Below are 25,377 nucleotides of genomic sequence, written 5' to 3'. Positions count from 1 at the left end.
GCTCACTCAGGCAGTCTGCTGACGCGCCTGTAAAAACAGATTATCCCACATGCCAATGACCAGCGCCTGATCCCGTGGCGATAACTCTCCGGCGGCAATGGCATTTTGCAGGCTGCGGGTGACCTGAATCTGCAGCGCCTGCGGCGTGTGGTCATCCAGTTGCTCCACTTCCGCGACTGCAAGGGTTAAATGGCCACGCAGATAACCGCTGGCAAACAGCTCATCGTCACTGGCGTGCTCAACCATATCGTCAATCAGGGCCAGAATACGCGCTTCAAATTCTGCGATCATCTCAATTCCTCTGTTAAATAATCCCTTCTGCATTACACATCTTCCGGCCATGGAAACTGTGATGCGGTCAGAGAAGGCCTGCCATAAAATTCAGCCAGGGCTGAAATAAAGCGTGCGGGTCGGGCAGGAATGCCCGACGCCAGGTAGCTCATGACCTGGGCATGAACTTTACGCTGAAAAGCAATGCGATCGGGCTCACAATCGCCATCGAGATTGTCACAACTGACATTGAAGGGAAAGCCTGCGGCAACGCAAAACATCCACTCCAGGGCCTGCGGCTTCACCTCAACCGATTCAAACTGGCTTTGCGTTTGCGCATCCCGCCCGTCCGGGCAATACCAGTAGCCAAAATCGACTAACTTGCGCCGGGCTTCACCGGCAATGCACCAGTGCGAAATTTCATGCAGCGCACTCGCGTAAAAACCATGGGCGAACACCACCCGGTTCCATGGTGATTCGCTGTCTGCAGGAAGATAAATCGGTTCATCATCGCCTTTAATTAGACGGGTCTGAAAGTCTTCGCTAAAGCAGCGGTCAAACAGCGTAATGAGCTGCGGGTAGTCATGTGTTGTCATTCAATGTTCACGTAAAGTATTACAGATTCAGCGCCGTCAGCCAGGCCAGAACCTCACTGCCGTGGCTATCCCAGAGCAATTTCATGCTCATGACCGCCGAAACGATCACCACCATCGGACGAATCAGCTTTTGCCCACGCGCCAGAACCAGCCTTGCGCCCAGTCGTGCGCCACAGACCGCGCCCAGCATCATGATCAGGCCGGTGCCCCACACCACTTTCCCGCCAAAGATAAAGAACAGCAGGCTACCAAAATTTGAGGTGAAGTTAAGCAGTTTGGCATGCGCAGTCGCTTTCGCCAGGTTAAAGCCACACAGCGTCACAAAGCCCAGCGCATAAAACGAGCCAGCTCCCGGGCCAAAAAAACCATCATAAAAACCGATACAGCCACCGCCGATAAGGGCAAAAGGCAGCCCCCTGAGACGATGCACCCGGTCTTCCTCGCCAATGCGCGGCATTAACAAAAACCACATACCGATGGCGATCAGCAGCAGCGGCAGGATTTGCCGCAGGAAATCGGCCTGAAGATGCTGAATCAGCACCGCGCCGCCTACCGCGCCCAGAAAGGTCATGGCGATATTCAGCCGTTGCTCACGCAACGTAATGGCTCCCCGCCGTACAAAATACAGGCTGGCAGAGAAAGAGCCGCCGACCGACTGGAGTTTGTTGGTCGCCAGCGCCTGCGCCGGCGACAGCCCTGCCGCCAGAAGAGAAGGAAGCGTGAGCAGGCCACCGCCGCCCGCAATCGAATCAATAAATCCAGCCAGTAGCGCAATAAAAAACAGCAGGACAACCGCCAGCGGGCTGGCAATGAACCACTCCATGGGAACCCTTACAGTAAATGTTTATCCAGCAGCGCCTGACAGGCAGGCGGCAGCGGCGGGGGTTCACGCTTCACAGGCGCAGAACCCGGCTGCTTTGGCAGGAACCAGCTCTGCAACTCTGCCCCGCAGCCATCCCCGGGAGGCGGGGGAGCCTGCTCCTCACAATCCGGGCTGCCCTGTGGACAGCGCAAACGGACGTGCATATGGGCGCGGTGCGCGAACCAGGGCCGTACTTTATGTAACCAGCTTCGATCTGTACCCGCTTCCGCGCAAAGCTGCTTTTTAATCGCCGGATTGACGAAGATGCGCGTGACATCTTCATCTTTCGCCGCCAGTTTAATCAGACTGGCGATTTCAGGCTGCCAGTGACGCGCAACGACGTTCCTGCCATCGGCGGCCACCAGATCCAGCGGCTGAGGTTTCAGTAACTGCTGTGCGCTCCAGCGGGTTTTCGGCAGTTGTAGCCAGATATCCACGTCGAGTCCGGTCTGGTGGCTGGCATGGCCGCTGCTGAAGCGTCCGCCGGCAGCCATGCCCATATCGCCAATCAGCACATTGCCCAGTTGCAGATTGTGCGCCTGCATGGCCAGGCGCTGGATAAACAGAATCAGGTCGGGATGACCGAAATAGCGGCGCTGATCCTGACGCATGACCTGATAATCCGGTGAGTTAAGCGGCAGAGCCTGCGCGCCGACAATACAGCCGTTGGCAAAGCCGCCAATCGCATTCGGTGCACCCGCGACAGGGTGCTGAATACGCTGCCACGGCGTCGCCGCCAGGCTTGCCGCGCTGAGTAACAGCGCGCTGAGCATCAGCATCACTTTCATCAGGTTACCAACGTGGGACGGTGGAATTGACATCGCCACACTGCGCACGCTGGCGCAGCAGATGGTCCATCAGCACAATTGCCATCATGGCTTCGGCAATCGGCACCGCACGAATGCCCACGCAGGGATCGTGACGGCCTTTCGTGATCATCTCCACTTCTTCCCCGTCGCGGGTGATGGTTTTGCCTGGCACGGTAATGCTGGAGGTCGGCTTCATCGCCAGATTGGCGCTGATAGTCTGACCGCTGCTGATACCGCCGAGAATGCCGCCTGCGTGGTTACTCTGAAAACCGTTAGCCCGAATTTCATCGCGATGCTGACTGCCGCGCTGATTCACCACGGCAAAGCCGTCGCCAATTTCAACGCCCTTCACGGCGTTAATGCTCATCAGCGCATGCGCGAGATCCGCATCCAGGCGATCAAAGACCGGTTCGCCCAGGCCCGGCGGAACATTTTCCGCCATGACCGTGACTTTGGCACCGACAGAATCGCCCTCTTTTTTCAGCGCGCGCATCAGTTCATCCAGCGCCTCAAGCTTATCGGCGTCCGGGCAGAAGAACGGATTCTCTTCAACGATGGTCCAGTCTTTAAGTTCACAGGCCACGTCGCCGATCTGCGCCAGATAGCCCCGCACCACGATCCCGTGCTGCATGTGCAGGTATTTTTTGGCGATGGCGCCCGCCGCCACGCGCATCGCCGTCTCACGTGCCGATGAACGGCCACCGCCGCGATAGTCGCGCGTACCGTATTTTTGTTCGTAGGTGTAATCCGCATGGCCGGGTCGGAACAGATCTTTAATGGCGCCGTAATCCTGCGAACGTTGATCGGTGTTCTCAATCAGCAAGCCAATCGAGGTCCCTGTGGTGACACCTTCAAACACACCTGACAGAATTTTGACCTGATCCGGTTCACGGCGCTGCGTCGTATAACGCGAAGTGCCCGGACGGCGGCGGTCCAGATCGTGCTGGATATCGGCTTCGGTCAACGGAATGCCGGGCGGCACGCCATCAACAATACATCCCAGAGCAATGCCGTGAGATTCGCCAAAGGTGGTGACGCGAAAGAACTGTCCGATGCTGTTTCCGGCCATTGAGATTCCTTGTTACGGTTTGACGGGCGAACGCTCGCCCCTCTTTTTAGTCTTTATAGAATGAGAAATGGTGCTGTGCATCAACGATTTGCTGACGGGTGAGCATAAAGACACCGTCACCACCGTTGTTAAATTCCAGCCAGGTGAAAGGCACATCGGGATACTGCTCCATCATGTGCACCATACTGTTGCCGACTTCGCAAATCAGCACGCCGTTTTCGCTCAGGTAACCCGGCGCACAGGCCAGAATACGGCGGACCAGCTTCAGGCCATCGCTTCCGGCCGCCAGACCCAGCTCAGGCTCATGGTGGTATTCGCCCGGCAGATCGTCCATATCTTCGGCATCCACATAGGGCGGATTGGTCACGATCAGATCGTATTGCACAGGCGGCAATTCGCGGAACAGATCGGCGCGAATCGGCGTGACATGGTGGATCAAACCATGCTCTTCGATATTTTGTTCCGCCACTGCCAGCGCATCGTGGGAGATATCCACCGCGTCAACTTCGGCGTCCGGGAAGGCGTAAGCACAGGCGATGGCAATACAGCCGCTTCCGGTGCACATGTCCAGAATATGACGCGGCTTTTCAGGAATTAAGCCGGCAAAACGGTTTTCAATCAGCTCCCCAATCGGCGAACGGGGAACCAGAACGCGTTCATCGACATAGAATTCATGGCCGCAGAACCAGGCTTTATTAGTCAGATAGGCAACCGGGATGCGTTCGTTAACGCGACGAATGACGCGTTCGACAATGCGATGACGTTCACTGGCGGTCAGGCGGGCATTGCGCATGTCTTCCGGAATATCAAGCGGTAACCAAAGCGTGGGCAGAACCAGCTGGACGGCTTCGTCCCAGGGATTATCTGTGCCGTGTCCGTACCAGATGCCAGCCGCGGTAAAGCGGCTGACCGACCAGCGCAGCATATCCTGAATGGTGTGCAGTTCGTTCACTGCCTCATCGACGAAAATTTTGTCCACATAGCCCTCCGCAGGCCTTTAACTAAATCGGCCGATAGTTTGCCACGAAGCCGAGCAGAATTCAGCGCAGCAAGGTGAAAAAGCTGACAATTAATGACAGTAAACGGTAAGGTAATGGCTTCTGCTGTTAATCAGCCACCTCAGACATGATTCACGACCCATGCGTAAAAAACCGACCCTGAGCCAGGATGATCAAGCGCTGTTCCGTCAGTTAATGACCGGCACGCGAGAACTGAAACAAGATACTATCGTGCATAAGCCGGTGGTCAAAACCCGCGACGTGCCGGTTAAACGCCTGCTGTCTGAGCAAGCGGATAACAGCCATTATTTTTCCGATGAGTTCCAGCCGCTGCTGTCCACAGAAGGGGCGACGCGCTATGTCCGTGCGGACGTGAGCCATTTCGAGCTGAAAAAGCTGCGTCGGGGCGATTACACGCCAGAAATTTTTCTCGATCTGCATGGACTCACACAGATGCAGGCCAAACAGGAACTGGGCGCGTTGATTGCCGCCTGCCGTCGCGAACACCTTTTTTGTGCCAGCGTGATGACCGGACATGGTAAACATATTTTAAAGCAACAAACGCCGCTGTGGCTGGCTCAGCATCCCTGGGTAATGGCGTTTCATCAGGCACCCAAAATGTTTGGTGGCGACGCCGCGCTGCTGGTCCTGATTGAAGTCGAAGAGTGGCAACCGCCAGAGCTGCCTTGATATTCCTGCCCTGAAACGTCTTTTCCACCCCGCCGTTTCGCCCCGTTTCTTCCCCCCTTTGCCGGGGGAAACCGGTTTAACCGACGCCCGCTTTCTTTCACTTTTGCGCCTGTTTTTGGTCCTCTGTTCTGCCCGTTTTTGTTCAGACTGACGCAGACTATTTGCTTATGTAATTATTTATACTGAATACAATTTACTCGCTGCCGATAACGTCTAAGCATTTAGGCACATTACGTTTGATTATTTCGGCACATTGACCAAGGGAACTTTTTGAATGAGCGGGTTAAGTCATTTTTTTGAGAATTTGAAAGTGGGCAAAAAGCTGATGCTCGGTTTTGGACTGATTTTACTTTTGAGTCTGGCCGTAGCGATATGCGGGATTAAAAATCTGAACGACATCAGCGTCCGGGCCGAAAAGCTCAGGGAGCTGAAAAGCGTTAATGACCGGTTTTCACAGGCCAAAGATGCCCGACTGCAGTTCGTGAAAACGCATGATGAAAAATTCATCGACGTTAACGAAAATCTGCTGAAAGAGGTGGATCAGAATCTGAAAAACCTGGGCGTTTTTCACTGGGATGACAGTCAGCAGGCGATGATTACGGCGATGCCGTCCGCTATTGCCACTTACCGGCAGAAACGCGCCGATACGGTACAGGCTGTCCGTAACGGGGCACAGGCGCTTCAGAACCTGTCCGTGGCGGATGAGATGCGGGCTATCAGCCAACTGGCCGCAAGCAACAGCAGTGACCCGCAGACGAGCGCGGCGTTACAGGAAATCAATAAACACCTGGGCGGCGTGGCGGTACGTGTCAAACTCTTTGGCCTTGAGCACAAAGAAGAAGATCGCAACGCCCTGAGCAACTTCCTGTCGGAAACCGTGCAGCTGATGGCTCAGGCCAAACCGCGCCTTAACGCCGCAGACAGTGCTGCGCTTGAAAAAGTCAGCGCACAGCTTGAGACCAAACAGGGCGATATCAATGCGCTAATGGCGTCGGTGGCGGCTGGTGACGCAGCCACTGTGCAACTGGCGGCTGCGGGCAAAATCCTGACCGACATGAGCAACGCCTTGTTTACCCAGCAGTTAGATGCGACCAATCACGACGCGAATCAGGCCGTCTGGCTGATGACGGTGATTATCATCGCCGCTATCGTAGCAGGCATTCTTATCGCCCTGTTTATTACCCGCCAGTTGACGCGTCCTCTCGCTGAACTGCTGCACGTCGCTAATCAGATGGCGCGTGGCAACCTCAGCACCGTGCTGAAATCGTCCCGTCGGGATGAGCTGGGCGAACTGATGCATGCAGTCGGTGAAATGAGCGATGAGCTGCGTCGCATTATCAGCGGTATCCGCAGTGGCGTGACCAGCGTCAGTCAGGCTTCAGCGGAGATTGCCTCCGGCAATAATGATCTGTCAGCCCGCACAGAAAGCCAGGCCGCCGCCCTTGCGCAGACCGCAGCCAGCATGGAGCAACTGACCGCAACGGTTAAGCAGAACGCAGACAACATTCATCATTCCAGTCGACTGGCGCAGCAAACCTTCGACACCGCCAGCCGCGGTGGGCAGCTGGTTACGGATGTGGTCAGCACCATGAATGAGATCACCACCAGCTCTGGCAAAATCTCAGAAATCACCTCCGTGATAAACAGTATCGCGTTTCAGACCAACATCCTGGCACTCAATGCCGCCGTAGAAGCGGCACGGGCCGGAGAACAAGGTCGGGGCTTTGCCGTGGTAGCCAGCGAAGTGCGTAATCTGGCACAACGCAGTGCGCAGGCGGCGAAGGAGATTGAAGCGCTGATTCATGATTCTGTGGCGCGTATTAATGCCGGTTCGCAACTGGTGAGTCAGACGGGGAACACCATGGGGGAGATCGTCAACTCGGTCAGTAACGTGACGGATCTGTTGAACGAAATTTCTCATGCGTCGGAAGAGCAGAATCGCGGCATTGCGCAGGTAGGCGTCGCGATTGTTGAGATGGATAACGTGACGCAGCAGAACGCCGCGCTGGTGGAGCAGTCGTCCGCTGCCGCCAGTGCGCTGCACGATCAGGCGCAAACGCTGGCAGGATCGGTGTCGCGTTTTGTGATTGCGTAACGTGTGGAAAGAAAACGGGTGAAGTGAGTCAAACGTTTTCAGTGTCGGGCCAGAGGATGGCCCGACAGCGTTTACATCGCTTTTGCCAGTTTTTTAGGACTGACCTGCCAGAGCAGCTTGCCCTGGCTTTCCGCCGGGTCAAAATCCACGCAGGCAATGGCCGAAGTAGCGAACATCGGTGGCGTTTCCTGAGGGCACAGCTCCGACACCAGATAACCGACCAGCGGCAGGTGAGAGATCACCAGCACCGATTTCACCCCTTCGTTTGCCAGCGTCTGCAAATAGCAGCCCACCAGCCCCGGATCGCCGCCAGGCGTTAACTCCGGCAGGATATCCGCCCCGTCTGGTAAGGGCAGCGCCTCACGAACTGTCGCGAGCGTTTGTTGCGCACGCAGATAAGGGCTGACCAGGACACGTTCAATGTCAACAGCCTGATCTTTTAACCAGTTCGCCATCTGGCGTGATTCATCACATCCACAAAGCGTTAAGGGCCGGACTGAATCACTGGCAGCGTCGAGCGCCGCATCGCCGTGACGCATGATAAAAACTTGCATAAAGCACCGCTGTTGTTTGTCGACATCGCCTGACACCTTCGCGTCAGGCGCTTCATTCTGCGAATGAACGTCGTGTTTTACCCTAATGGCTTCAGTATAGTCAACCGGTTGTTTATTAAATAAGCACCTGCCCGATTACGGCGTCGCATCATGATGGTGCGACACACGACTAACCCCCTGAATCAGGATGGATATTCATATTTATGAAGAAGTGTAAAACTTTGTCTGCTGTTGCGCTGCCCGCTGCAGTCTTTCACAGGGTGCAAAGCGGTCACCATATTGCTGCTCAAGCCGCGTTAATCTGTTGACGATTTCCCCAGCACCAAGGCGATCAATATAGTAAAATGGCCCACCCAGAAACGGGGGAAAGCCAATACCAAACACCGCACCAATATCACCGTCACGGGGCGAGCGGATAACCTGCTCATCCAGACAGCGCACCGCCTCATTTAACATCATCATCACGCAGCGCTCTGCGATGTGTGCCCCACTCTGCACGCTTGCGGGTTTAATCTGCAATACGTCGTACACGGTGGGATCCGGCTTTTTACGTTGCAAACGTGACGATTCATACAGATAGAACCCTTTATGATTTTTTCGCCCTTTGCGTCCGTCGTTGATCACGGCCGCCAGAGCAGGCGGTGCCGCAAACCGTTCGCCGTAAGCCTGCTGCAACCCGGGCGAGATTTTACTGCCGACATCGATGCCCACCTCATCCAGCAGTTGAACCGGCCCAACCGGAAAGCCAAACGTCACCAGTGCGCGGTCAATATGTTCAACAGGTTCGCCCTCCAGCAGACAGCGCATCGCTTCGTTGATGTAGGGCGTCAGAATACGGTTGACGTAAAAGCCCGGTCTGTCAGCGACCACAATCGGCGTTTTGCCCTGTTTACGTGCCAGCGTGACGGTGCTGGCGAGCGTTTCAGGCGAGGTCGCCGCATGCGGGATAACTTCAACCAGCGGCATTTTCTCCACCGGACTGAAGTAGTGCAGGCCAATAATATTCTCAGGACGCGCGGCCTTCGCCGCAATGTCGGCAATCGGGAGGGAAGAGGTATTGGACGCAAAAATCGTCTGGGGCTGACAGTGCGTTTCCACCTCTGCCACCATTTGCTGTTTCAGCGCCAGATCTTCAAACACCGCCTCGATGACGATGTCACGTTGGGTAAACCCCTGATAGTAGGTACCGCCGCTGATGCGCGCCATCTGCTGCTGGCGCTGCGCCGGGGTGAGCTGACGACGCTGCACTTTTTTACTCAGCAGCGCCCAACTGGTCTGCAGCGCATGATTAATGCCGTTCAGGCTGATGTCTTTGATGCGCACGGGCAGACCGGCATGAATTGCGCTGACGCAGGCAATGCCGCCGCCCATCAACCCGCCGCCCAGCACACCAACACGTTCGACTGGCCGGGGCTGCGCCTCAGTTCCGTTCTCTTTTTTCAGCGCGGTGGAGGCAAAAAACAGGCTGCGTAGCGCCGCCGATTCCGGCGTCATGGCCAGCTCGCCAAAGGCGCGCGCCTCGGCGGCATAACCTGCCTGACTGCTTTGCTCAAGCCCAATGCGCACCACATCGATGATACGTTGCGCGGCCGGATAGTTCCCCTGGGTTTTGCGTTCCGTTTCCCGCCTGACCAGCGCAAATAAGGCCTGGCGGGCGATCGGCCCCTGCAGCAGACGGTCGCGTAGCGGAAGCGGTGCGCGGCGGCGTTTGCCTTTTTTAACGCTTTCGATAGCGGTATCCAGCAGGATCGCCTGCGGCACCGCGTCATCGACAATCCCCAGCTTCTTCGCCTGTTTCGCGCGCAGGCTTTTCCCCGTCAGGATGATAGGTAAAGCCTTTTGCACGCCAATCAGATGCGGCAGACGCTGCGTGCCACCCGAACCGGGCAGTAATCCCAGTTGCACTTCCGGCAGTCCCAGACGGGTTTTATCATCCAGCGTACAGATGCGTGAATGACAGGCCAGCGCCAGCTCAAGACCGCCGCCTAAGCAGGCCCCGTGAATGGCGGCCACCACGGGAAACGGTAAGGTGGCAATCGCGGCCATTACCTCCTGCCCTTGCCTTGCCAGAGCTTCGGCTTCATCCGCACGCTGACAGCGATCAATCATGCTGATATCGGCACCTGCTACAAAGTTGTCAGGCTTGCCGGAAATCAGTACCAGCCCGAGCAGTTGCGGATGCTGGCGTGCCTCGCTAATCAGGCTGGCAATCTGGACCGCAAATTCCGCCTTCAGCGTATTCATTTTTTCATTGGGCACATCAATGGTGATCACGCCAACATGATCGTCCCGCATCTGCAACGTAAACGCGCGCTGTTCCATTATTCGGCCTCCAGAACCATGGCTGCACCTAATCCTCCGGCGGCACAGGCCGTGACCAGTCCCAGCCCGCCTCCGCGCCGACGCAATTCATTTAAGGTCTGCGTGATCATGCGCGCGCCGGTCGCCGCAAAAGGATGACCATAGGCGATGGAGCCGCCCAGGACGTTAAAACGTGCATCGTCGATTTCACCCAGCGCGTGCGAGCGGTTTAATACCTCGCGGGCAAAACGTTCGTCACGAAACAGCTTGATATTACTCAAGGTCTGCGCCGCGAACGCTTCATGCATATCAATAAGCGTCAGATCAGCCAGCGTGATGCCAGCACGATCAAGCGCCAGCGGCGAGGCGTAAGCGGGCCCGAGCAGCATGTCCTGCCAGACATCAATGGCGGTAAAGGCGTAGCTGCGCAGATAGCCCAGCGGCTGTAATCCCAGCGCTTTGGCCTGGCCTTCACGCATCAATATCACCGCCGCCGCCCCGTCCGTTAACGGCGTGCTGTTGGCTGCCGTTACCGTGCCGTGCTGGCGATCAAACGCCGGACGTAAACGGGCATAGTCAGCCGCTTTCGCATCCATTCGTACGTTATTATCCTGGTCTATGGGGGCCTTAAAGGGCGGGACGAAGGCGGCCATGACTTCCTGATTCAGCACGCCCGACTGCCAGGCCTGCGCTGCGCGCTGATGCGAACGCAGAGCCAGCGCATCCTGTTCTTCCCGGCTGATGCCGTGCGTTTTCGCCATCTGTTCTGCGGTATCGCCCATGCGTAATCCTGTGGAGTATTCGGCCACGGCAGGCGGCACCGGTAACAGATCGCCGGGACGCAGGCGGCGCAGAATCTGAAACTTTTGGGAAAGGCTTTTTGCTTTGTTCATATCCACTAGCGCACGAGCCAGCGTTTTACTGACGCCAATCGGCAGGACGGAAGAGGAATCCGCGCCGCCCGCAATACCGACCGAAATCGTGCCTGCCAGCAGGCTTTCCGTGACGTTAGCCACCGCCTGGAAGCTGGTCGCACAGGCTCGGCTGACGCTGTACGCATCGGTACTGACGCTGAGACCACTGCTCAGCACAATTTCCCGCGCGATGTTGGGAGCCTCTGGCATCTGCACCACCTGACCAAACACCAGTTGCTCAATCATCCCGACCGGTAACTCACTCCGGGCCACCATTTCGCTGACCACCATCCGGCCCAGCTCTACGGCGGGAATGCCATGAAATCCTGTCGCCTGACGGAGAAAAGGCGTACGTAATCCGTGAGTGATAGCGATGCGCTCGCCCGTACGCGTCAACAGTGACTGCGCTTTGCTCATTGTATCCACCTGTGCATCGTGACCGGGGCATCATTGCCAAAAGAGGTCTGACCTGATCCACAGTGTTAACCACAAGCGGCTACGCCGCCAACATCAGGAAGAGAAAAGTGAGATGAGAAACACGAAAATGACAAACGCCGCCGGGCAGCGGCGTTAAGCGGTTCAGCGTAAACCTAACTGAAAAATCAGGGTTTCTGCCTGACAGCTAAAAGTAAAAGCAACATCAAGCCGCACGCCGCCCGTCTCTTCTGTGAATCGCGCATCTATGACACAGGGATCGGACTCGACCTGACGCGCCCTTTCGCTCAGTTCAGCCAGTTTGCTGTCGGCTTCCGCGCGCTGGCCAAACCACGCTGACCAACTGGCGGTACAATCGGTGTTGTCCATTACGGTACCGACATCCACACAACAGCATGCCGCCGTTTCGGTCGCGCGACATTTTTTCAGAGCATCCGTCATGGTAATCTCCTGGTTTCACAACTAAAGGGAAAAGCCTTCGCTGCGAAAAATTCTACGCTTTGGATTTCTCCCCCGCTATGCACGCGACGCTAAGTGACGAATATCACAATATAATCTGATCTGAATCAGTTTTGCGCCTGCTGCCTGCCTCGTTTCCCGCAGAGAAGTGTTAAGCAGATCGAATTTTCATCTATCAAATTGGAAATAATTTAAAAACAATATTGCAACATGTGTACAGGTCGGACCTATACTCTCCGCACTGGTCTGATATGTCCGACCGTCATCAGTCCATACAATCCGCCGTTCCTTGTTACACGACGTCACAACGTTAAATAATAATTCACATGAGGTTGTGGTCATGAACCATAAAAACCTGTTCGCAAAGTCAGCCGTGGCAGCTGCGGTAGCGCTTATTTCCTCTAACGTTTACGCAGCCGGATTTCAGTTAAATGAATTTTCTTCCATTGGTTTAGGTCGTGCTTATTCAGGCGAAGGCGCAATGGGTGATACGGCGGCCTCAGCCAGCCGTAACCCGGCGACCATGGCGCTGATGGATCGCCCTGAATTTTCACTCGGTGCGGTTTATATCGATCCTCAAGTGGATATCAGCGGCCAGAGTCCAACAGGACGGAGCCTGGATGCGAAAAACATCGCGCCTAATCAGTGGATCCCTGATCTGCACTATGTCCAGCCGATTAATGACCAATGGTGGGTAGGTGCCTCTGCCACCTCAAACTACGGTCTGGCGACAGAATTTAATAACGGTTATACCGCAGGCGGATTCGGCGGTAAAACAGACCTGACGACCGTTAATCTTAACCTCAGCACCGCCTACCGCCTGAATGAACACTTCAGCTTTGGTGTGGGTTTTGATGCCGTTTATGCTAAAGCGAAAATTGAGCGTTATGCCGGAGAGGCGTTCTCCGCGCTGGGCATTCCTGCGGATACCCAAATTACCCGACTAAAGGGGAACGAATGGGGTTATGGCTGGAACGCCGGTGTACTTTATGAGGTTGATGATAATAACCGTTTTGGTTTCACCTACCGCTCTGAGGTGAAAGTTGACTTTGATGGGGATTACAAAAGTAATCTTCCTGCGGCCATCAACGCATTTAACATTCCCGGCGCACCTTTTGGCACAAGCGGAAACACGATTCCGGGTTCATTAACCCTGAATCTGCCAGAAATGTGGGAAGTTTCAGGCTGGCATAAAGTCGCGCCACAATGGGCCGTTCACTATAGCCTGGCCTATACCAGCTGGAGCCAGTTCCAGGAGCTGAAAGCGACCGGTTCGAATGGTCAGACGCTGTTCTATAAAGATGAAGGCTTCCATGATGCCTACCGTATCGCCCTGGGTACCACTTACCAGTACGATAAAAACTGGACCTTCCGCAGCGGTATCGCCTTTGATGACAGCCCGGTTCCGGCTGACAAGCGTTCCATCTCCATCCCGGATCAGGATCGCTTGTGGCTGAGTGCGGGTGCCTCCTATGCATTCAATGACGATGCTTCCGTCGATGTCGGCGTCTCTTATATGCATGGTCAGAAAGTTACCATTCAGGAAGGCCCTTATACCTTTAATTCCAGTGGTAAAGCCTGGCTGTACGGCGCGAGCTTCAACTACAAATTCTGATATGTTGACCGCATAAAAAAAGCGACACACTGTGTCGCTTTTTTTTGCTCCGCCTGGCGAGCTCTGACAGAACATTCGTATAAATCACTTCAGCCTGAAGCCGCCCTTTTCCGGGCGACCTCACATTACTGAGAATCGATATCTTTGAGATCGTCCTGAATTGCCGCTGCGTTCGGATTATCTTCGGGCTTCAGCTTGCCACCACGCGCCAGGAAGTCATAGCGCTCAAAATAGGCGTTACGCATAAAGGCGTAAGGATCGCGCTGCTGTTTCAGGATGGCATCGGAGTCCAGTAGTTGCGCACGCGTTTCCACCCCTTCAAGTGCCCATTTACCCACGGACATCGGCCAGGTCAACCAGCCCAGCACCGGATAAAGCGTATCCACATAATCGCCGCCGTCCTGACGCACCGTAAAGCTGCCATAGCCAGGCAACTGCACGTAAGGACCGTAGCCCACGCCATAGTGCCCCAGCGTGGTACCGAAGCGTTGCGGCCCCTGGCGCGCCAGCTCAGGGTTCGCTTTGCCTGCAACGTCGATAAAGCCGCCCAGGCCCAGCACGGTATTCAGGAAGAAACGCGTGAAGTGAATACCGGCATTGCGCGGCTCACCGACCAGAATAGCGTTCACCATACTGGCGGGTTCGCTCAGGTTGCCCAGGAAGTTGCTCAGGCCAGCACGTGCCGGGACGGGCACATAGTCGCGCCAGGCCACAGCCACCGGACGCACCACATACGGGTCCAGCACATTGTAGTTAAAGTTAAACATTGTGCGGTTAAAGCCTTCAAACGGATCGCTACGCCCGGCTGGCGCATCGGTCTCCGGCTTTGAACTGGCACAACCCACCAGAAGCACACTGGCCAAGGCCAGGCTGGTCAGGCGGTGATCCATTTTTTTCTCCCTGTGCATATAAGTGATGTATACCCTGCCGCCTTTCTCGGGTAGATCAGCGCGTTAAGCAAGCATAGCTGATATCCACGGTGCGGTTTACAGATTCAGACAGAGCCAGAGAATATCGGTCTAAGGCTGCTGCGCATTAATCTCAACGGTCACATGCTGATGACCGTCCCAGGGCACGACGGCGCTGACACCGAACCAGTCACCCGGCTCAGGGTTCGCGCGGCCATTACGTGAAATCCTGACGCGAACCTGAATCTGTTTCTGCGCCGAAAGACGGCGCCCCTGCATCATGGCATTACTGTCATCCAGCGTCAGCGACACGGGAAAATGCCCGGCAGCAAGACGCTTCACGGCCACCGGCACGGGTGACATACCGTCAGTAACCGAAATATACATGACTCCGCCCGGCGGTAACATGTTTTCTGCCTGGGAAGAAAGCGTCACATCTACCGTCAACTGGCTCGCTTGTTGTCCGGCGTCCGTTCTGGCTTGCTCAATACTGCGCGCAATGTTGTCGCGCCGGGGATCGTCCGCCGGCAGCGCGTTCAGTAAGGTTTGCCAGGCCGCAATCGCCTGAGCATAGTGTTGCTGTTCAAAGGCAGCGTAAGCCAGCAGGCTCAGCGTCCGGGCATTGTGCGGATCCTGTTTACGCAGATCCTGCAACACAAGTTCTGCCTGACGGTTTTCCTGTGGATCGCCCGACCGGGCCAGAACCTCGGCGTAATCCTGTTTTAATACCTGATTATTCGGTGCCAACTGCAGCGCGTGCTCGAACGCCTGACGGGCGGTCGTCGCGTTATTCAGCACCATACCAAGACGGCCAAGCATTGCCCAGTCGCTAAGGTTATCAGGCTCGGTTTGCAGATGGCTGCGCAAACCGAGCTGTAAGCGTGAAAGCTGTTCCGGCGTCAGCGGCTTCGCGTGAGGATCCAGCACCTGCGCACGCAGCGCAGGATACGCTTTCTGCACCTGCAGCCAGCCGCTGAACGGCACAAAACCGCCGGTGTTGAGATAGCACACCAGCGGCACGACCAGTAAGACAATAATGCCCGGTAACAATACCCAACGGCGACTGCTGCGCGACTGTGCATCCGGTGCGGGCGGAATATCACTCAACAGTGACTGCTGTAGCTCGCGCGCCATCACGTCCCGCTCGGCGATCACGCCCTGATCCTCATCCTGCGTCAGTTCGGCCAGCCGTTGGTGATAAAAATCTTTATTAAGGCTGTCACGCGTGACTATGTGGGACGCGCGCGGACGCCAGCCTGCGGCCAGGAACAGCACACAGGCCGCGAACAGCAGTACCAATATCGCGATTAAAAAGGCTGCCATTATGCTTCCCTGTCCGATTTCAAAATGGCTTCAAGCCGCTGTTGCTCTTCATCACTCAGTTCGCTACAGGTCTTACGCTGGCGACTGCGCCAGACGATTACGCCCGCGCCGCCTGCGACAAACAGCGCAGGTCCCAGCCACAGAATCACGGTGGGCGGCGTTACGGGCGGTTGGTAGCTGACGAAATTGCCGTAGCGCGCCACCATATAGTCGAGGATCTGCTGACGCGTTTGTCCCTGTTTCATCAGCTGATAAACTTTCAACCGCATATCCGCCGCAATCATGGCGTTGGAATCCGCAATGCTGTTGTTCTGACATTTGGGGCATCGCAGGGAGGCGGTGATATCACGGTACTGTTCTTCCTGCGCGACGGAGTCAAATGCATAGGTATCAATGGCCGCCCACAGGCTGGCGCTAAACAGCAAGCCGCAAAGCATCATCACCAGCGCTTTCATGAGCCGCTCTCCGTGTTGTATTTATCCCATAAAGGCTTTACTTCCTGCTGCCAGACACGTGGATTCAGATCTCCGGCATGGCGATAGCGAATAATGCCGTTGCCATCGATCAGAAAGGTTTCCGGTGCGCCATATACGCCAAGATCCAGGCCCAGCATACCGTCGCCATCATACAGGCTGAGCGCATAAGGATTACCCAGCGTGTTTAACCAGGTCACCGCCTTTTGCCGATCGTCTTTATAATTGAGCCCGACTACCCGCACGCCCTGCTCTGCCAGCGTATTCAGATAGTGATGTTCTGCCCGACAGGTCGGGCACCATGTTGCCCAGACGTTGAGTAAAAGCGGTTTGCCGGTGATAAGCGTTTGCTGGTTGTAGGTTTTACCTGGCGTTTCCAGGGCTTCGAGCCGGAACACCGGCAACGGTTTACCAATTAACGCCGACTCCAGCCGCGTAGGATCGTCGCCCGCCGCATTGCGTGACAGTTGCCAAAGCAGCGCGGCGGCCAGCAGTAAAAACAGGATCAGGGGAATAAACAGAATCTTTTTCATGCCCGCACCTCGCGCTCGCCTTTTTTACGCGCACGATAACGCGGATCCAGTAAACAGAGCAGACCGCCCGCAGCCATAAACAGTCCACCGAACCAAATCCAGCGCACAAAGGGTTTATAGTAAATGCGCACCGCCCAACTGCCGTCATCGAGTTCCTCACCCAGCGCCGCATAGAGATCGCGGGTAAAGCCACCATCAATTGCCGCCTCGGTCATCATGGTGCGCGCCGCTGAATAAAAGCGTTTTTCCGCATACAACATCGCTTCAGGCTGCCCGTCCCGCGTCACATCAATCACCGCCACGCCGCCGCTGTAGTTGGGCCCTTGCAGATCCTGAACATCGCGGAAGACAAAGTGGTAGTGATGGATATCAACACTGTCGCCCGCTTTCATGCGCACATCCCGTTCAACGCTGTATTGCGTGCTAAACGCTATCCCAATCACGGTGACGCCGACACCTAAATGGCCGAGCACCATGCCCCAGTGGCTGCGTGACAAGTGGCGCAGTCCGGTGAAAAAAGAATGACGATGCGTCGCACGTTCATGCAGTTCCATCAGGGTTAACACGATGATCCATACCGCCATCAGCAGGCCCACTACCGTCATTGCCTCTACCCGATCCTGTAGCCACCAGGGCAACAGCACGGAGGCCAGCAGCGTGACGACCAGTGCTAACAGCAAACGCCGTACCAGCTTCTGGGGTTCATCACGGCGCCAGCGCACTAACGGCCCAATCCCCAACATTAAGGCCAGCGGTGCCATCAGCCAGCTGAACAGCGTATTAAAAAAGGGCTGGCCCACGGAGATGCTGCCCAGACCGAGTTGTTTATGGACCAGCGGTAACAGCGTACCGAGCAGCACCACCAGCATGGCCGCAATCAACAGGACGTTATTGCCCAGCAGAAAGGATTCGCGCGACCACAAGGCGTTTTGTACCCGGCTGCGGACCTGCCCTCCTTTGAGGGCATAGAGCAGCAGCGAGCTGCCAATAACAATCACCAAAAAGGCCAGAATAAACATGCCCCGCGCCGGATCGGAGGCAAACGCGTGCACCGAGACCAGCACGCCGGATCGCACCAGGAAGGTCCCGAGCAGACTCAGGGAGAACGCGGTAATCGCCAGCAATACGGTCCAGGCTTTAAAGGTGCCGCGCTTTTCGGTCACCGCTAGTGAGTGCATTAACGCCGTGCCAGCCAGCCAGGGCATAAAGGACGCATTTTCAACCGGATCCCAGAACCACCAGCCGCCCCAGCCCAGCTCGTAATAGGCCCACGCAGAGCCCAACACAATACCTATGGTCAGGAACAGCCAGGCTGCGGTGGTCCAGGGACGCGACCAGCGCGCCCAGGCGGTATCCAGTCTTCCGGCCATCAGGGAGGCAATGGCAAAAGCAAAGGCCACCGAGAAACCGACATAGCCCATGTATAACAAAGGCGGATGGAAGATCAGGCCAATATCCTGCAGCATGGGATTGAGGTCGCGGCCATCGACGGGAAAGTCCGGCAGGGTACGGCTGAACGGATTAGAGGTGAGGATGATAAATAACAAAAAGCCCAGCGTAATCATGCCCATCACCGCCAGCACACGCGCCAGTGCGTCCTGCGGCATGCCGCGGCTGAAGATCGCCACGGCCAGCGTCCAGCCACTCAGCAGCAGCACCCACAGCAGCAGGGAGCCTTCGTGCGCCCCCCAGGTGGCCGCAATGCGGTAATAGACCGGCAGCAGGGAATTCGAGTTGTTAACGACATAGCTTACGGTAAAGTCGTTAACGATAAACGCCCAGACCAGCAACCCGAAAGCCCCCGCCACACAGCCGAACAGGCCAACGGCCAGGGGACGCGCTAAGCCCATCAGGCGCGCATCCTGGCGCCAGGCCCCCCAGAGCGGATACACGCTGAGCAGCAGCGCCAACGCGACGCCGAGACAGAGTAAAAAACTGCCCAGTTCTGGCATCATGTTGTCTGTCCTGCCGGGTGAGTCGCGGCCTGTTGTACGGGTGGTGCGGGCTTCATCGCGGCGGTGATTTCAGGTGGCGTGTAGTTTTCATCATGTTTCGCCAGCACTTCTTTGGCGTTGATCAGGTTGCCGGGTTCAAGGACGCCCTGTGCAACGACGCCCTGTCCCTCGCGAAACAGATCGGGCAAAATGCCCACAAAGTTTACACTGACCACACCACGGCCATCGTAAAGCTGAAAAGAGACGGCCAGCGTTCGGGGATCTCGCGTGACGCTGCCGGGCATCACCACGCCGCCCACGCGCAGACGCTGTCCGGGTTCCGGCCTGATGTGTGAATCACCTTTCCCCTCCAGGATTTCACCTGGCGTATAAAACAGATCGATATTGGACCGCAGCGCATACATTACCAGCGCGGTAGCCAGTCCAAGTCCGGTAAGTATCGCCACGACGACATACAGGCGATTACGACGGCGGGTATTCACTTCGCTTCTCCTGCCGTTTTAGTCCCGGCACGTTTAACACTGGCCGCGCGCAGACGGCGCTCCCGGGCATCACGCTGGCGAATGTCCGCCAGCAAACGTCTGTGTGACCACCAGCTGTGTACAATCAGGCCACAAAGAGGCACCAGCGCCCCTGCCACCGCCAGCCAGACGTAAAAAGCGTAACCGCCCATGGCAATGAAGTCATGCCATGAGGCAAAAGCGGGCGTCATTCTTTGCTCCTTGTCTTTGCCAGGGCAATCGCCCAGGGACGTTTACGTTCCGTCAGCAGAATCAGGTTGCGTAAGCGCATCAGCGTTAACGTGATAAACAACAGCAGGTCACCCAGGATGGCCCAGCGCAGCGGCGTGCGCATCGGCGGCGCGATAGCCTGTTGCAGTAAGCCGGACGATCCCTGATGCAAGGTATTCCACCACTGCACAGAGAAATGAATGATGGGCAGATTGATCACGCCGACCAGAATGAGCACGCCTGCGGCGCGCCCGGCCATGCGACGGTCGTCGAACGCCTGATACAGCGCAATGACGCCCAGATATAAAAACAGCAGCACCAGTTCTGATGTGAGTCTGGCGTCCCATATCCACCAGGTTCCCCACATCGGCTTGCCCCAGGCAGAACCGGTAACCAGCGCAATAAAGGTAAACACCGCACCGATCGGTGCCATCGCCGCTGAGACTAAATCGGCCATTTTCATCTGCCAGACCAGACCAGTAAACGCCGCAACGGCCATCGCGCTGTATATCCCCATCGACCACATGGCCGCCGGAACATGAATATACATAATGCGAAAACTGTCACCCTGCTGGTAGTCTGCCGGTGCATAGCCAAATCCCCATATCCAGGCCAGCAGCAGTACCGCCGCACTGGCCAGGGCGAACCCCGGCACCAGCCGACCGCACAACTGATACAGCCGTTCGGGCTTCGCCAGCTGATGTAATCCTTTCCACATGTTTACTTGCTCACTTTTAAATAAACGCGAATAACACGTCTGATGCGTGCTGATTTAGTGCAGCGTAATCCGCAACGCCGCGGCGGTGGCAAACGGGGCCAGCGTCGCACTCGCGACCAGCATCGCCCCCAGCAACGCCAGGTAACCGCCAATGGCTAACCCCTGACCTGCGGCGTCGATGGCCGCGCTGGCAAAAATCAGTACCGGAATAGCCAGTGGCAGAACCAACAGGCTGAGCAGCACGCCGCCGCGACGCAACCCAACGGTCAGCCCCACGCCAATCGCGCCGAGAAAACTCAGCGTCGGTGTTCCTAACAGCAGCGTCAGTGCCACCGCCCGCCAGCCCGGCATATCCAGGGACAGCAACAGGGCCGCCAGGGGCGAAAGCAGAATTAACGGCAAGCCCGTGACCAGCCAGTGGGCGATGACTTTCCCCAGCACCGTGACCGGCAGCGGTACAGGCGACAATAAAAGTTGCTCCAGCGTGCCGTCGTTAAGGTCATCACGAAACAGCCTTTCCAGCGCGAGCAGCGAAGAGAGCAATGCCGCAACCCAGACAATGCCGGGTGCGATCCGTGCCAGCTGATGAGGATCGGGACCGATACCCAACGGGAAGAGCGTGATGACAATCAGGAAAAACCACAGTGGATTCATCACTTCGGCGCCGCGACGACAGGCGATACGTAATTCGCGCTGAATAAGACGACACAACATTACTGCCACTCCACGGCATGCAGGCGGATAGTATTGATCTGCCCCGTCAGCCCTGACAGCGCCTGATGGCTGGTCACGATGACAGCCCCCCCCTGCTGCGTGTGCGCCACAAAGCGGCTCATTAACGTCTCCACCCCCGTGTGATCGAGGGCGGTTAAAGGTTCGTCCAGGATCCATAAGGTTGCCCGGGTCAGCCACAGCCGGGCCAGGGCGATGCGCCGCTGTTGTCCGGCAGAGAGCTGCGCGGCCGCGACCTCTTCATAACCTGCCAGGCCGACGCTGGCCAGTGCAGTAAAAAGGTGTTCATCACGGCAGTCTGGATGATAAAAGCGCAGATTTTCCAGCGCCGATAACGCCGATGAGATCCCCGGCAGATGCCCCAGGTAAAGCATGGCCTGATGCCAGGTGTCGCGTTGCCGGTGAATCGGCTGCGACTGCCAGCGCACCTCACCATGTTCAGGCGTGCTCAGTCCGGCCAGGATACGCAGCAGCGACGTTTTCCCGGCCCCGTTTGGCCCTTCAATTTGTACGATGTCACCTGGCGACACGCGAAACGTAAGCGCCTCAAAGAGCGCGCGCTCATCACGCACACAAAGCAGATTAATGATTTCCAACATGGAGGGGTAAATCGCGCCAGCCAAATAAGGCGCAAATGATAGCACAATGTTACAGCGTGCCGAAGGCTGTGCGCGCTCCCCTTTTGCGCAGGGCTTAGATATTCGTGCTTTTCAGCGCGTCTGGTGGATAAAAAGCGCACCACGGCAGAAGGTTATCACGTTTGTTCGCTGTCGCAGAAACAGTTTCGTTAGCCAAAAAACGACTACGCTTATAACGCATTTGTACTGTTACCAGGAGAAAACATGAAGCCTTCATCAAGCATAAGTCAGGGACCTAACGATGTAGACAGCGAAGAAAAAGAACAGGGAAAGGAGGATATTGAAGTAGATGAAGACGCCCTGCCCTCGCGTGCCGCCGCTATCCACGAAGAGATTCGACAGGACGGGGAAAAAGAGCTGGAGCGGGATGGCATGGCGCTGCTGTGGTCAGCGATTGCGGCCGGGCTGTCAATGGGGGCTTCACTGATGGCCAAGGGCATTTTTCAGGTTCATCTGGACGGCGTCCCCGGCGCCTATTTACTGGAAAATCTTGGCTACACCTTTGGCTTTGTGATTGTGATTATGGCACGGCAGCAGCTTTTCACTGAAAACACCGTGACGGCCGTTCTGCCCGTTATGCACAAACCCACCACAAGCAATCTTGGTTTATTGCTTCGCCTGTGGGGCATTGTGCTACTGGGCAACCTTATTGGTACCGCGTTCGCCGCCTTAGCGTTTAACGAAATGCCCATTTTTGATGAAGCCACTCGCCAGGCCTTTACGGATATCAGCATGAAGGTGATGGAACATACGCCGGGCGAGATGTTTGCTAACGCGGTGATCTCCGGCTGGATCATTGCCACAATGGTCTGGATGTTCCCTTATGCGGGAGCGGCCAAACTGTTTGTCATTGTGATGATGACCTGGCTGGTCGCACTGGGCGATCTGGCACATATCGTGGTGGGTTCCGTTGAGGTGCTTTACCTGGTGTTTAACGGCAGCGTGCCCTGGACCGCGTTTCTCTGGCCTTTTGCTGTTCCAACCCTGTTGGGTAACCTGACGGGCGGTACGCTGATTTTCGCCCTGATAAGTCACGCCCAGATTCGCAATGATATGGGCGAAGCTGCTCAGGCAAAGGCGAAGGCAGAACGGCGCAAAGCGGAGAAAAAACGTCAGCAGCAGCAAGAAGAACGCTAAATTGCTGACAGAATGAGCAAACGCGCGGCAGTGTAGTGAATCCTGCCGCTTAACTGCGGTATACTGCGCTGGCGTCTCCTTAGTTAAATGGATATAACGAGCCCCTCCTAAGGGCTAGTTGCAGGTTCGATTCCTGCAGGGGACACCATATGTTAGCCCATCTAAGTATCTTAAAGTCTAGTCAACTCTTCAATTTCAAACGCTTACCTTCTTTTCTTAGCCCACTAACGTACACCGTCATATTTCAATATCCACGCTGTTTTGTTGGTACATATGTTGGTATTTTAAGTTCGATAATGCAGATACCATCAGAAGAGGGTTTTTAGTATGGCGCTCACTGAGTTAACAGTAAGAAATACAAAGCCTTCTGATAAACCTGTCAAATTGACAGACGGTAATGGTATGCATCTTTTGATCACCACAAGTGGTTCCAAATACTGGCGTTTCCAGTATCGCTTCGCTGGCAAACAGAAAATTCTCGCACTGGGTGTTTATCCAGAGGTTTCATTGTCAGAAGCCAGACGAAGAAGAGATGAAGCCCGTCAGCTTGTTGCAAACCATGTAGACCCAAGTGAGAAGCGAAAAACGCAAAAGATTGAGAGCAAGGGCTTGCTAACATTTGAGCAAGTTGCACGACAATGGCATACCAGTAACAGAACCTGGTCAGACAGTCATAGAACAACTGTTTTGAACAGCCTTGTTTCCCATGTGTTCCCTGTCATCGGAAAACGTAATATCAGCGAGCTAAAAACTCGTGATTTATTGGTTCCTTTGAAAAAAGCAGAAGCTTCAGGACACAATGAACTGGCTTCCCGCTTACAACAGCGCATTACGGCGGTAATGAGGTATGCCGTTCACAATGCTTTGATTGAACAGAATCCTGCAAACGACCTCGCTGGTGCTGTTGTTTCCACTAAAAGTGTTCATCGCCCTGCCCTTTCTCTGGAACGATTGCCAGAGCTTATGAACCGTTTGGAAGCATATAAAGGAAGAGGCATTACCCAAATTGCAGTGCAATTAACACTCCTGACCTTTGTCCGTTCGAGTGAACTGCGATTTGCTCGCTGGTCAGAAGTCGATCTCAAAAATTCACTGTGGACTATCCCTGGAAAGCGACAACCGATGAAAGGGGTAAAATATTCTGCAAGAGGGGCAAAGATGAAAACCCCACATCTGGTTCCATTAAGCTCGCAAGCCAAAGCACTTATGGAAGAGCTTCATACGATCAGTGGTAACAAAGAACTTATGTTCATTGGTTTTACCGGGGACGACAAACCTATCAGTGAAAACACTGTCAACAAAGCACTTAGGGCGATGGGCTACGATACTAAAGCTGAAGTCTGCGGGCATGGTTTCAGGACTATGGCATGTAGTGCATTAATCGAATCGGGATTATGGTCGAGAGATGCTGTGGAAAGACAAATGAGCCACCAGGAACGCAACAGTGTCCGGGCTGCTTACATACATAAAGCTGAGCATTTGGAAGAACGGAGACTCATGTTGCAATGGTGGGCTGACTACGTGGAAGCTTGTAAAGAAGAAGCACAGACACCTTTTTCCTTCTCTATTCAGCATTCAGAACAGTGAATAGCAAACGATACGTATTTAATAATTTATAATTGATAACTCAATGTGGGCTGCGAATATCTATTAAGAATTTAAAGCTTCCCTTTGTAAGTTAATTCAAAGAGGTTAATCATGAGCATATCGAAATAAATGTGATGTTTGTGGTAAGTAACTTAGCGATTTAGACCAATAAATTCAAACCGAATAAAAGCCAGCAATCAATACCTGGCTTTTATATTTTAAAGAAAAAAAATTTACATATAGTTTATAATCTTTTTCTAAAGTCATCATACTCATCATTATCAGGACTTAATATACTATTTACCTTAACTTTTTCTTCTTTAACCCTTCTTCTGACCAGCATGTCCTCAAGGCTGTTCTCAAAATTATTATCAAACAATTCTTCTACGATCCAATGCTCAACCTCACCATTTTCTTCGGTATAATGACCTGATAAATCAAAGTTATTTATTATGAACAGTGCTTTTTCAGCAAACTCAAGTTCAAAATATTTCCAAAAAATATCGAATACTATATTCCCCCCTGGGAATTTTGTGAAGTGGTCATATACTCCTCTTTCAATAAGTAATTGTGATGTAGTCTCTCCAAGCCTAACCACGACTTCTTTTATATCATCATCTGTTATTTCTTCCTTATCCATAGTAAATTTCCTCTTTAATCGAAAATCATATAAACTATTAATCTTATTTTTTATAAAAGTCAAACCAAATCAATTAATTTATAACCAAAGAGAAATCAATTTCTGATATTTTTGCTTAATTCTTATAGACAAAATCATTGAAGAAAAAGATTGATGTATTTGTTTTTGATTTATTCAATAAGTTTTACCCTCAATATCAACCAGGCAATATTATCCAAAAAATATGTTTCTCCAGACTCTTTCACAATATGGCTCTCTCATTTTTAAATCGCCCTAGCATTAATTCACACTTTAGAGGTGAATTTCTATGAATTCCTCTTGTTTCATACTGTCCT

At 54.6% G+C, this 25,377-nt stretch carries 26 protein-coding genes and 1 tRNA gene; 6 read left to right on the top strand and 21 right to left on the bottom strand.

All coding sequences use genetic code 11. From position 1 onward, the window contains the following. Positions 1-6 precede the first annotated feature (6 nt). Genes C1N58_RS03925 through prmB form a run of 6 tightly spaced genes read right to left on the bottom strand, consistent with a single transcriptional unit; the run spans position 7 to position 4,585 of the window. Positions 7-291, bottom strand: a complete 285-nt coding sequence (locus C1N58_RS03925) for a YfcL family protein (protein ID WP_006120077.1) — start codon at positions 289-291, stop codon at positions 7-9. A gap of 32 nt (positions 292-323) precedes the next feature. Beyond that, a complete protein-coding gene (locus tag C1N58_RS03920) occupies positions 324-866 on the bottom strand; it encodes an elongation factor P hydroxylase (RefSeq protein ID WP_039339723.1) in 543 nt (180 codons plus the stop codon). A 19-nt stretch (positions 867-885) separates the two neighbouring features. Continuing rightward, entirely contained in the window at positions 886-1,689 is an 804-nt protein-coding gene (locus C1N58_RS03915) for a sulfite exporter TauE/SafE family protein (protein WP_054687418.1), read from the bottom strand. An 8-nt stretch (positions 1,690-1,697) separates the two neighbouring features. Next, positions 1,698-2,516 carry a penicillin-insensitive murein endopeptidase gene (gene mepA / locus C1N58_RS03910; RefSeq protein WP_172677645.1) on the bottom strand — a complete coding sequence of 273 codons (819 nt, stop codon included), beginning with the start codon at positions 2,514-2,516 and terminating at the stop codon, positions 1,698-1,700. Positions 2,517-2,520: 4 nt separating this feature from the next. Beyond that, the gene (gene aroC / locus C1N58_RS03905; protein WP_033740703.1) at positions 2,521-3,606 is read right to left on the bottom strand and encodes a chorismate synthase; all 1,086 of its coding nucleotides are present in this window, start codon (positions 3,604-3,606) and stop codon (positions 2,521-2,523) included. A gap of 46 nt (positions 3,607-3,652) precedes the next feature. Then, positions 3,653-4,585, bottom strand: a complete 933-nt coding sequence (gene prmB / locus C1N58_RS03900) for a 50S ribosomal protein L3 N(5)-glutamine methyltransferase (RefSeq protein ID WP_006120083.1) — start codon at positions 4,583-4,585, stop codon at positions 3,653-3,655. Between the two features lie 160 nt (positions 4,586-4,745). On the opposite strand from prmB, the gene smrB reads away from it, so the two are divergent. Both smrB and C1N58_RS03890 read left to right on the top strand, forming a co-directional pair. Further along, on the top strand, positions 4,746-5,294 hold the full coding sequence (gene smrB, locus C1N58_RS03895; RefSeq protein WP_039339724.1) for an endonuclease SmrB: 549 nt from the start codon (positions 4,746-4,748) through the stop codon (positions 5,292-5,294). Positions 5,295-5,568: 274 nt separating this feature from the next. Beyond that, the gene (locus tag C1N58_RS03890) at positions 5,569-7,389 is read left to right on the top strand and encodes a methyl-accepting chemotaxis protein (RefSeq protein ID WP_054687416.1); all 1,821 of its coding nucleotides are present in this window, start codon (positions 5,569-5,571) and stop codon (positions 7,387-7,389) included. A 71-nt stretch (positions 7,390-7,460) separates the two neighbouring features. Here the strand turns inward: C1N58_RS03890 and sixA are convergent, their stop codons facing one another. The 4 genes from sixA to C1N58_RS03870 form a co-directional block, all read right to left on the bottom strand. Further along, complete coding sequence (sixA, locus tag C1N58_RS03885) at positions 7,461-7,943, bottom strand: phosphohistidine phosphatase SixA (protein WP_006120087.1); 483 nt, start codon at positions 7,941-7,943, stop codon at positions 7,461-7,463. Positions 7,944-8,144: 201 nt separating this feature from the next. Then, positions 8,145-10,265: a fatty acid oxidation complex subunit alpha FadJ gene (gene fadJ / locus C1N58_RS03880; RefSeq protein WP_054687414.1), complete on the bottom strand. Its 2,121-nt coding sequence runs from the start codon at positions 10,263-10,265 to the stop codon at positions 8,145-8,147. Further along, a complete protein-coding gene (gene fadI, locus C1N58_RS03875; RefSeq protein ID WP_033740711.1) occupies positions 10,265-11,575 on the bottom strand; it encodes an acetyl-CoA C-acyltransferase FadI in 1,311 nt (436 codons plus the stop codon). The genes fadJ and fadI overlap by 1 nt, the downstream gene beginning before the upstream one ends. 162 nt (positions 11,576-11,737) lie before the next feature. Beyond that, positions 11,738-12,034 carry a YfcZ/YiiS family protein gene (locus tag C1N58_RS03870; protein WP_006120091.1) on the bottom strand — a complete coding sequence of 99 codons (297 nt, stop codon included), beginning with the start codon at positions 12,032-12,034 and terminating at the stop codon, positions 11,738-11,740. 358 nt (positions 12,035-12,392) lie between these two features. Here C1N58_RS03870 and fadL point away from each other — a divergent pair, with 358 nt between their 5' ends. Then, complete coding sequence (gene fadL, locus C1N58_RS03865; protein ID WP_054687408.1) at positions 12,393-13,667, top strand: long-chain fatty acid transporter FadL; 1,275 nt, start codon at positions 12,393-12,395, stop codon at positions 13,665-13,667. Positions 13,668-13,792: 125 nt separating this feature from the next. Here fadL and mlaA read toward each other — a convergent pair whose 3' ends face one another. The 10 genes from mlaA to ccmA form a co-directional block, all read right to left on the bottom strand. After that, a complete protein-coding gene (gene mlaA, locus C1N58_RS03860) occupies positions 13,793-14,557 on the bottom strand; it encodes a phospholipid-binding lipoprotein MlaA (protein WP_033740717.1) in 765 nt (254 codons plus the stop codon). Positions 14,558-14,686: 129 nt separating this feature from the next. Then, positions 14,687-15,898: a c-type cytochrome biogenesis protein CcmI gene (ccmI, locus tag C1N58_RS03855; protein ID WP_054687407.1), complete on the bottom strand. Its 1,212-nt coding sequence runs from the start codon at positions 15,896-15,898 to the stop codon at positions 14,687-14,689. Then, a complete protein-coding gene (locus C1N58_RS03850; RefSeq protein WP_054687405.1) occupies positions 15,898-16,353 on the bottom strand; it encodes a cytochrome c-type biogenesis protein in 456 nt (151 codons plus the stop codon). The genes ccmI and C1N58_RS03850 overlap by 1 nt, the downstream gene beginning before the upstream one ends. Continuing rightward, positions 16,350-16,904 (bottom strand): DsbE family thiol:disulfide interchange protein, encoded by a 555-nt coding sequence (locus C1N58_RS03845; RefSeq protein WP_006120096.1) that lies wholly within the window; start codon positions 16,902-16,904, stop codon positions 16,350-16,352. Before C1N58_RS03845 ends, C1N58_RS03850 begins: the two co-directional genes overlap by 4 nt. Then, positions 16,901-18,859 (bottom strand): heme lyase CcmF/NrfE family subunit, encoded by a 1,959-nt coding sequence (locus tag C1N58_RS03840; protein WP_394564608.1) that lies wholly within the window; start codon positions 18,857-18,859, stop codon positions 16,901-16,903. Before C1N58_RS03840 ends, C1N58_RS03845 begins: the two co-directional genes overlap by 4 nt. After that, a complete protein-coding gene (gene ccmE, locus C1N58_RS03835; protein ID WP_394564607.1) occupies positions 18,856-19,341 on the bottom strand; it encodes a cytochrome c maturation protein CcmE in 486 nt (161 codons plus the stop codon). The genes C1N58_RS03840 and ccmE overlap by 4 nt, the downstream gene beginning before the upstream one ends. After that, positions 19,338-19,571, bottom strand: coding sequence for a heme exporter protein CcmD (ccmD, locus tag C1N58_RS03830; protein WP_006120099.1), 234 nt, complete (start codon positions 19,569-19,571; stop codon positions 19,338-19,340). Before ccmD ends, ccmE begins: the two co-directional genes overlap by 4 nt. Further along, positions 19,568-20,308 (bottom strand): heme ABC transporter permease, encoded by a 741-nt coding sequence (locus C1N58_RS03825; RefSeq protein ID WP_205950595.1) that lies wholly within the window; start codon positions 20,306-20,308, stop codon positions 19,568-19,570. The genes ccmD and C1N58_RS03825 overlap by 4 nt, the downstream gene beginning before the upstream one ends. A 54-nt stretch (positions 20,309-20,362) precedes the next feature. Continuing rightward, positions 20,363-21,022: a heme exporter protein CcmB gene (ccmB, locus tag C1N58_RS03820; protein ID WP_054633398.1), complete on the bottom strand. Its 660-nt coding sequence runs from the start codon at positions 21,020-21,022 to the stop codon at positions 20,363-20,365. Beyond that, the gene (gene ccmA, locus C1N58_RS03815) at positions 21,022-21,639 is read right to left on the bottom strand and encodes a cytochrome c biogenesis heme-transporting ATPase CcmA (RefSeq protein WP_394564606.1); all 618 of its coding nucleotides are present in this window, start codon (positions 21,637-21,639) and stop codon (positions 21,022-21,024) included. Before ccmA ends, ccmB begins: the two co-directional genes overlap by 1 nt. 243 nt (positions 21,640-21,882) lie before the next feature. Here ccmA and C1N58_RS03810 point away from each other — a divergent pair, with 243 nt between their 5' ends. From C1N58_RS03810 to C1N58_RS03800, 3 genes are all read left to right on the top strand, one after another. Further along, on the top strand, positions 21,883-22,815 hold the full coding sequence (locus tag C1N58_RS03810) for a formate/nitrite transporter family protein (protein ID WP_039339756.1): 933 nt from the start codon (positions 21,883-21,885) through the stop codon (positions 22,813-22,815). A 73-nt stretch (positions 22,816-22,888) separates the two neighbouring features. Continuing rightward, positions 22,889-22,963 (top strand) — tRNA-Arg (locus tag C1N58_RS03805). Positions 22,964-23,142: 179 nt separating this feature from the next. Next, on the top strand, positions 23,143-24,402 hold the full coding sequence (locus C1N58_RS03800; protein ID WP_394564605.1) for a tyrosine-type recombinase/integrase: 1,260 nt from the start codon (positions 23,143-23,145) through the stop codon (positions 24,400-24,402). Between the two features lie 244 nt (positions 24,403-24,646). Here the strand turns inward: C1N58_RS03800 and C1N58_RS03795 are convergent, their stop codons facing one another. Further along, the gene (locus C1N58_RS03795) at positions 24,647-25,042 is read right to left on the bottom strand and encodes a hypothetical protein (protein ID WP_187509824.1); all 396 of its coding nucleotides are present in this window, start codon (positions 25,040-25,042) and stop codon (positions 24,647-24,649) included. Positions 25,043-25,377: the final 335 nt, after the last annotated feature.

Source organism: Pantoea sp. SGAir0180 (genome assembly GCF_043546245.1).
Note: the sequence above shows the minus strand (reverse complement) of the source record. Positions and strands in the feature narration are given on the sequence as shown.

Excerpts from the sequence above, each read along its gene's own strand:
- C1N58_RS03925 (WP_006120077.1), bottom strand. The coding sequence starts at position 291 with ATGATCGCAGAATTTGAAGCGCGTATTCTGGCCCTGATTGACGATATG.
- C1N58_RS03920 (WP_039339723.1), bottom strand. The coding sequence starts at position 866 with ATGACAACACATGACTACCCGCAGCTCATTACGCTGTTTGACCGCTGC.
- C1N58_RS03915 (WP_054687418.1), bottom strand. The coding sequence starts at position 1,689 with ATGGAGTGGTTCATTGCCAGCCCGCTGGCGGTTGTCCTGCTGTTTTTT.
- mepA (WP_172677645.1), bottom strand. The coding sequence starts at position 2,516 with ATGAAAGTGATGCTGATGCTCAGCGCGCTGTTACTCAGCGCGGCAAGC.
- aroC (WP_033740703.1), bottom strand. The coding sequence starts at position 3,606 with ATGGCCGGAAACAGCATCGGACAGTTCTTTCGCGTCACCACCTTTGGC.
- smrB (WP_039339724.1), top strand. The coding sequence starts at position 4,746 with ATGCGTAAAAAACCGACCCTGAGCCAGGATGATCAAGCGCTGTTCCGT.
- C1N58_RS03890 (WP_054687416.1), top strand. The coding sequence starts at position 5,569 with ATGAGCGGGTTAAGTCATTTTTTTGAGAATTTGAAAGTGGGCAAAAAG.
- sixA (WP_006120087.1), bottom strand. The coding sequence starts at position 7,943 with ATGCAAGTTTTTATCATGCGTCACGGCGATGCGGCGCTCGACGCTGCC.
- fadJ (WP_054687414.1), bottom strand. The coding sequence starts at position 10,265 with ATGGAACAGCGCGCGTTTACGTTGCAGATGCGGGACGATCATGTTGGC.
- fadI (WP_033740711.1), bottom strand. The coding sequence starts at position 11,575 with ATGAGCAAAGCGCAGTCACTGTTGACGCGTACGGGCGAGCGCATCGCT.
- C1N58_RS03870 (WP_006120091.1), bottom strand. The coding sequence starts at position 12,034 with ATGACGGATGCTCTGAAAAAATGTCGCGCGACCGAAACGGCGGCATGC.
- fadL (WP_054687408.1), top strand. The coding sequence starts at position 12,393 with ATGAACCATAAAAACCTGTTCGCAAAGTCAGCCGTGGCAGCTGCGGTA.
- mlaA (WP_033740717.1), bottom strand. The coding sequence starts at position 14,557 with ATGGATCACCGCCTGACCAGCCTGGCCTTGGCCAGTGTGCTTCTGGTG.
- ccmI (WP_054687407.1), bottom strand. The coding sequence starts at position 15,898 with ATGGCAGCCTTTTTAATCGCGATATTGGTACTGCTGTTCGCGGCCTGT.
- C1N58_RS03850 (WP_054687405.1), bottom strand. The coding sequence starts at position 16,353 with ATGAAAGCGCTGGTGATGATGCTTTGCGGCTTGCTGTTTAGCGCCAGC.
- C1N58_RS03845 (WP_006120096.1), bottom strand. The coding sequence starts at position 16,904 with ATGAAAAAGATTCTGTTTATTCCCCTGATCCTGTTTTTACTGCTGGCC.
- C1N58_RS03840 (WP_394564608.1), bottom strand. The coding sequence starts at position 18,859 with ATGATGCCAGAACTGGGCAGTTTTTTACTCTGTCTCGGCGTCGCGTTG.
- ccmD (WP_006120099.1), bottom strand. The coding sequence starts at position 19,571 with ATGACGCCCGCTTTTGCCTCATGGCATGACTTCATTGCCATGGGCGGT.
- C1N58_RS03825 (WP_205950595.1), bottom strand. The coding sequence starts at position 20,308 with ATGTGGAAAGGATTACATCAGCTGGCGAAGCCCGAACGGCTGTATCAG.
- ccmB (WP_054633398.1), bottom strand. The coding sequence starts at position 21,022 with ATGTTGTGTCGTCTTATTCAGCGCGAATTACGTATCGCCTGTCGTCGC.
- ccmA (WP_394564606.1), bottom strand. The coding sequence starts at position 21,639 with ATGTTGGAAATCATTAATCTGCTTTGTGTGCGTGATGAGCGCGCGCTC.
- C1N58_RS03810 (WP_039339756.1), top strand. The coding sequence starts at position 21,883 with ATGAAGCCTTCATCAAGCATAAGTCAGGGACCTAACGATGTAGACAGC.
- C1N58_RS03800 (WP_394564605.1), top strand. The coding sequence starts at position 23,143 with ATGGCGCTCACTGAGTTAACAGTAAGAAATACAAAGCCTTCTGATAAA.
- C1N58_RS03795 (WP_187509824.1), bottom strand. The coding sequence starts at position 25,042 with ATGGATAAGGAAGAAATAACAGATGATGATATAAAAGAAGTCGTGGTT.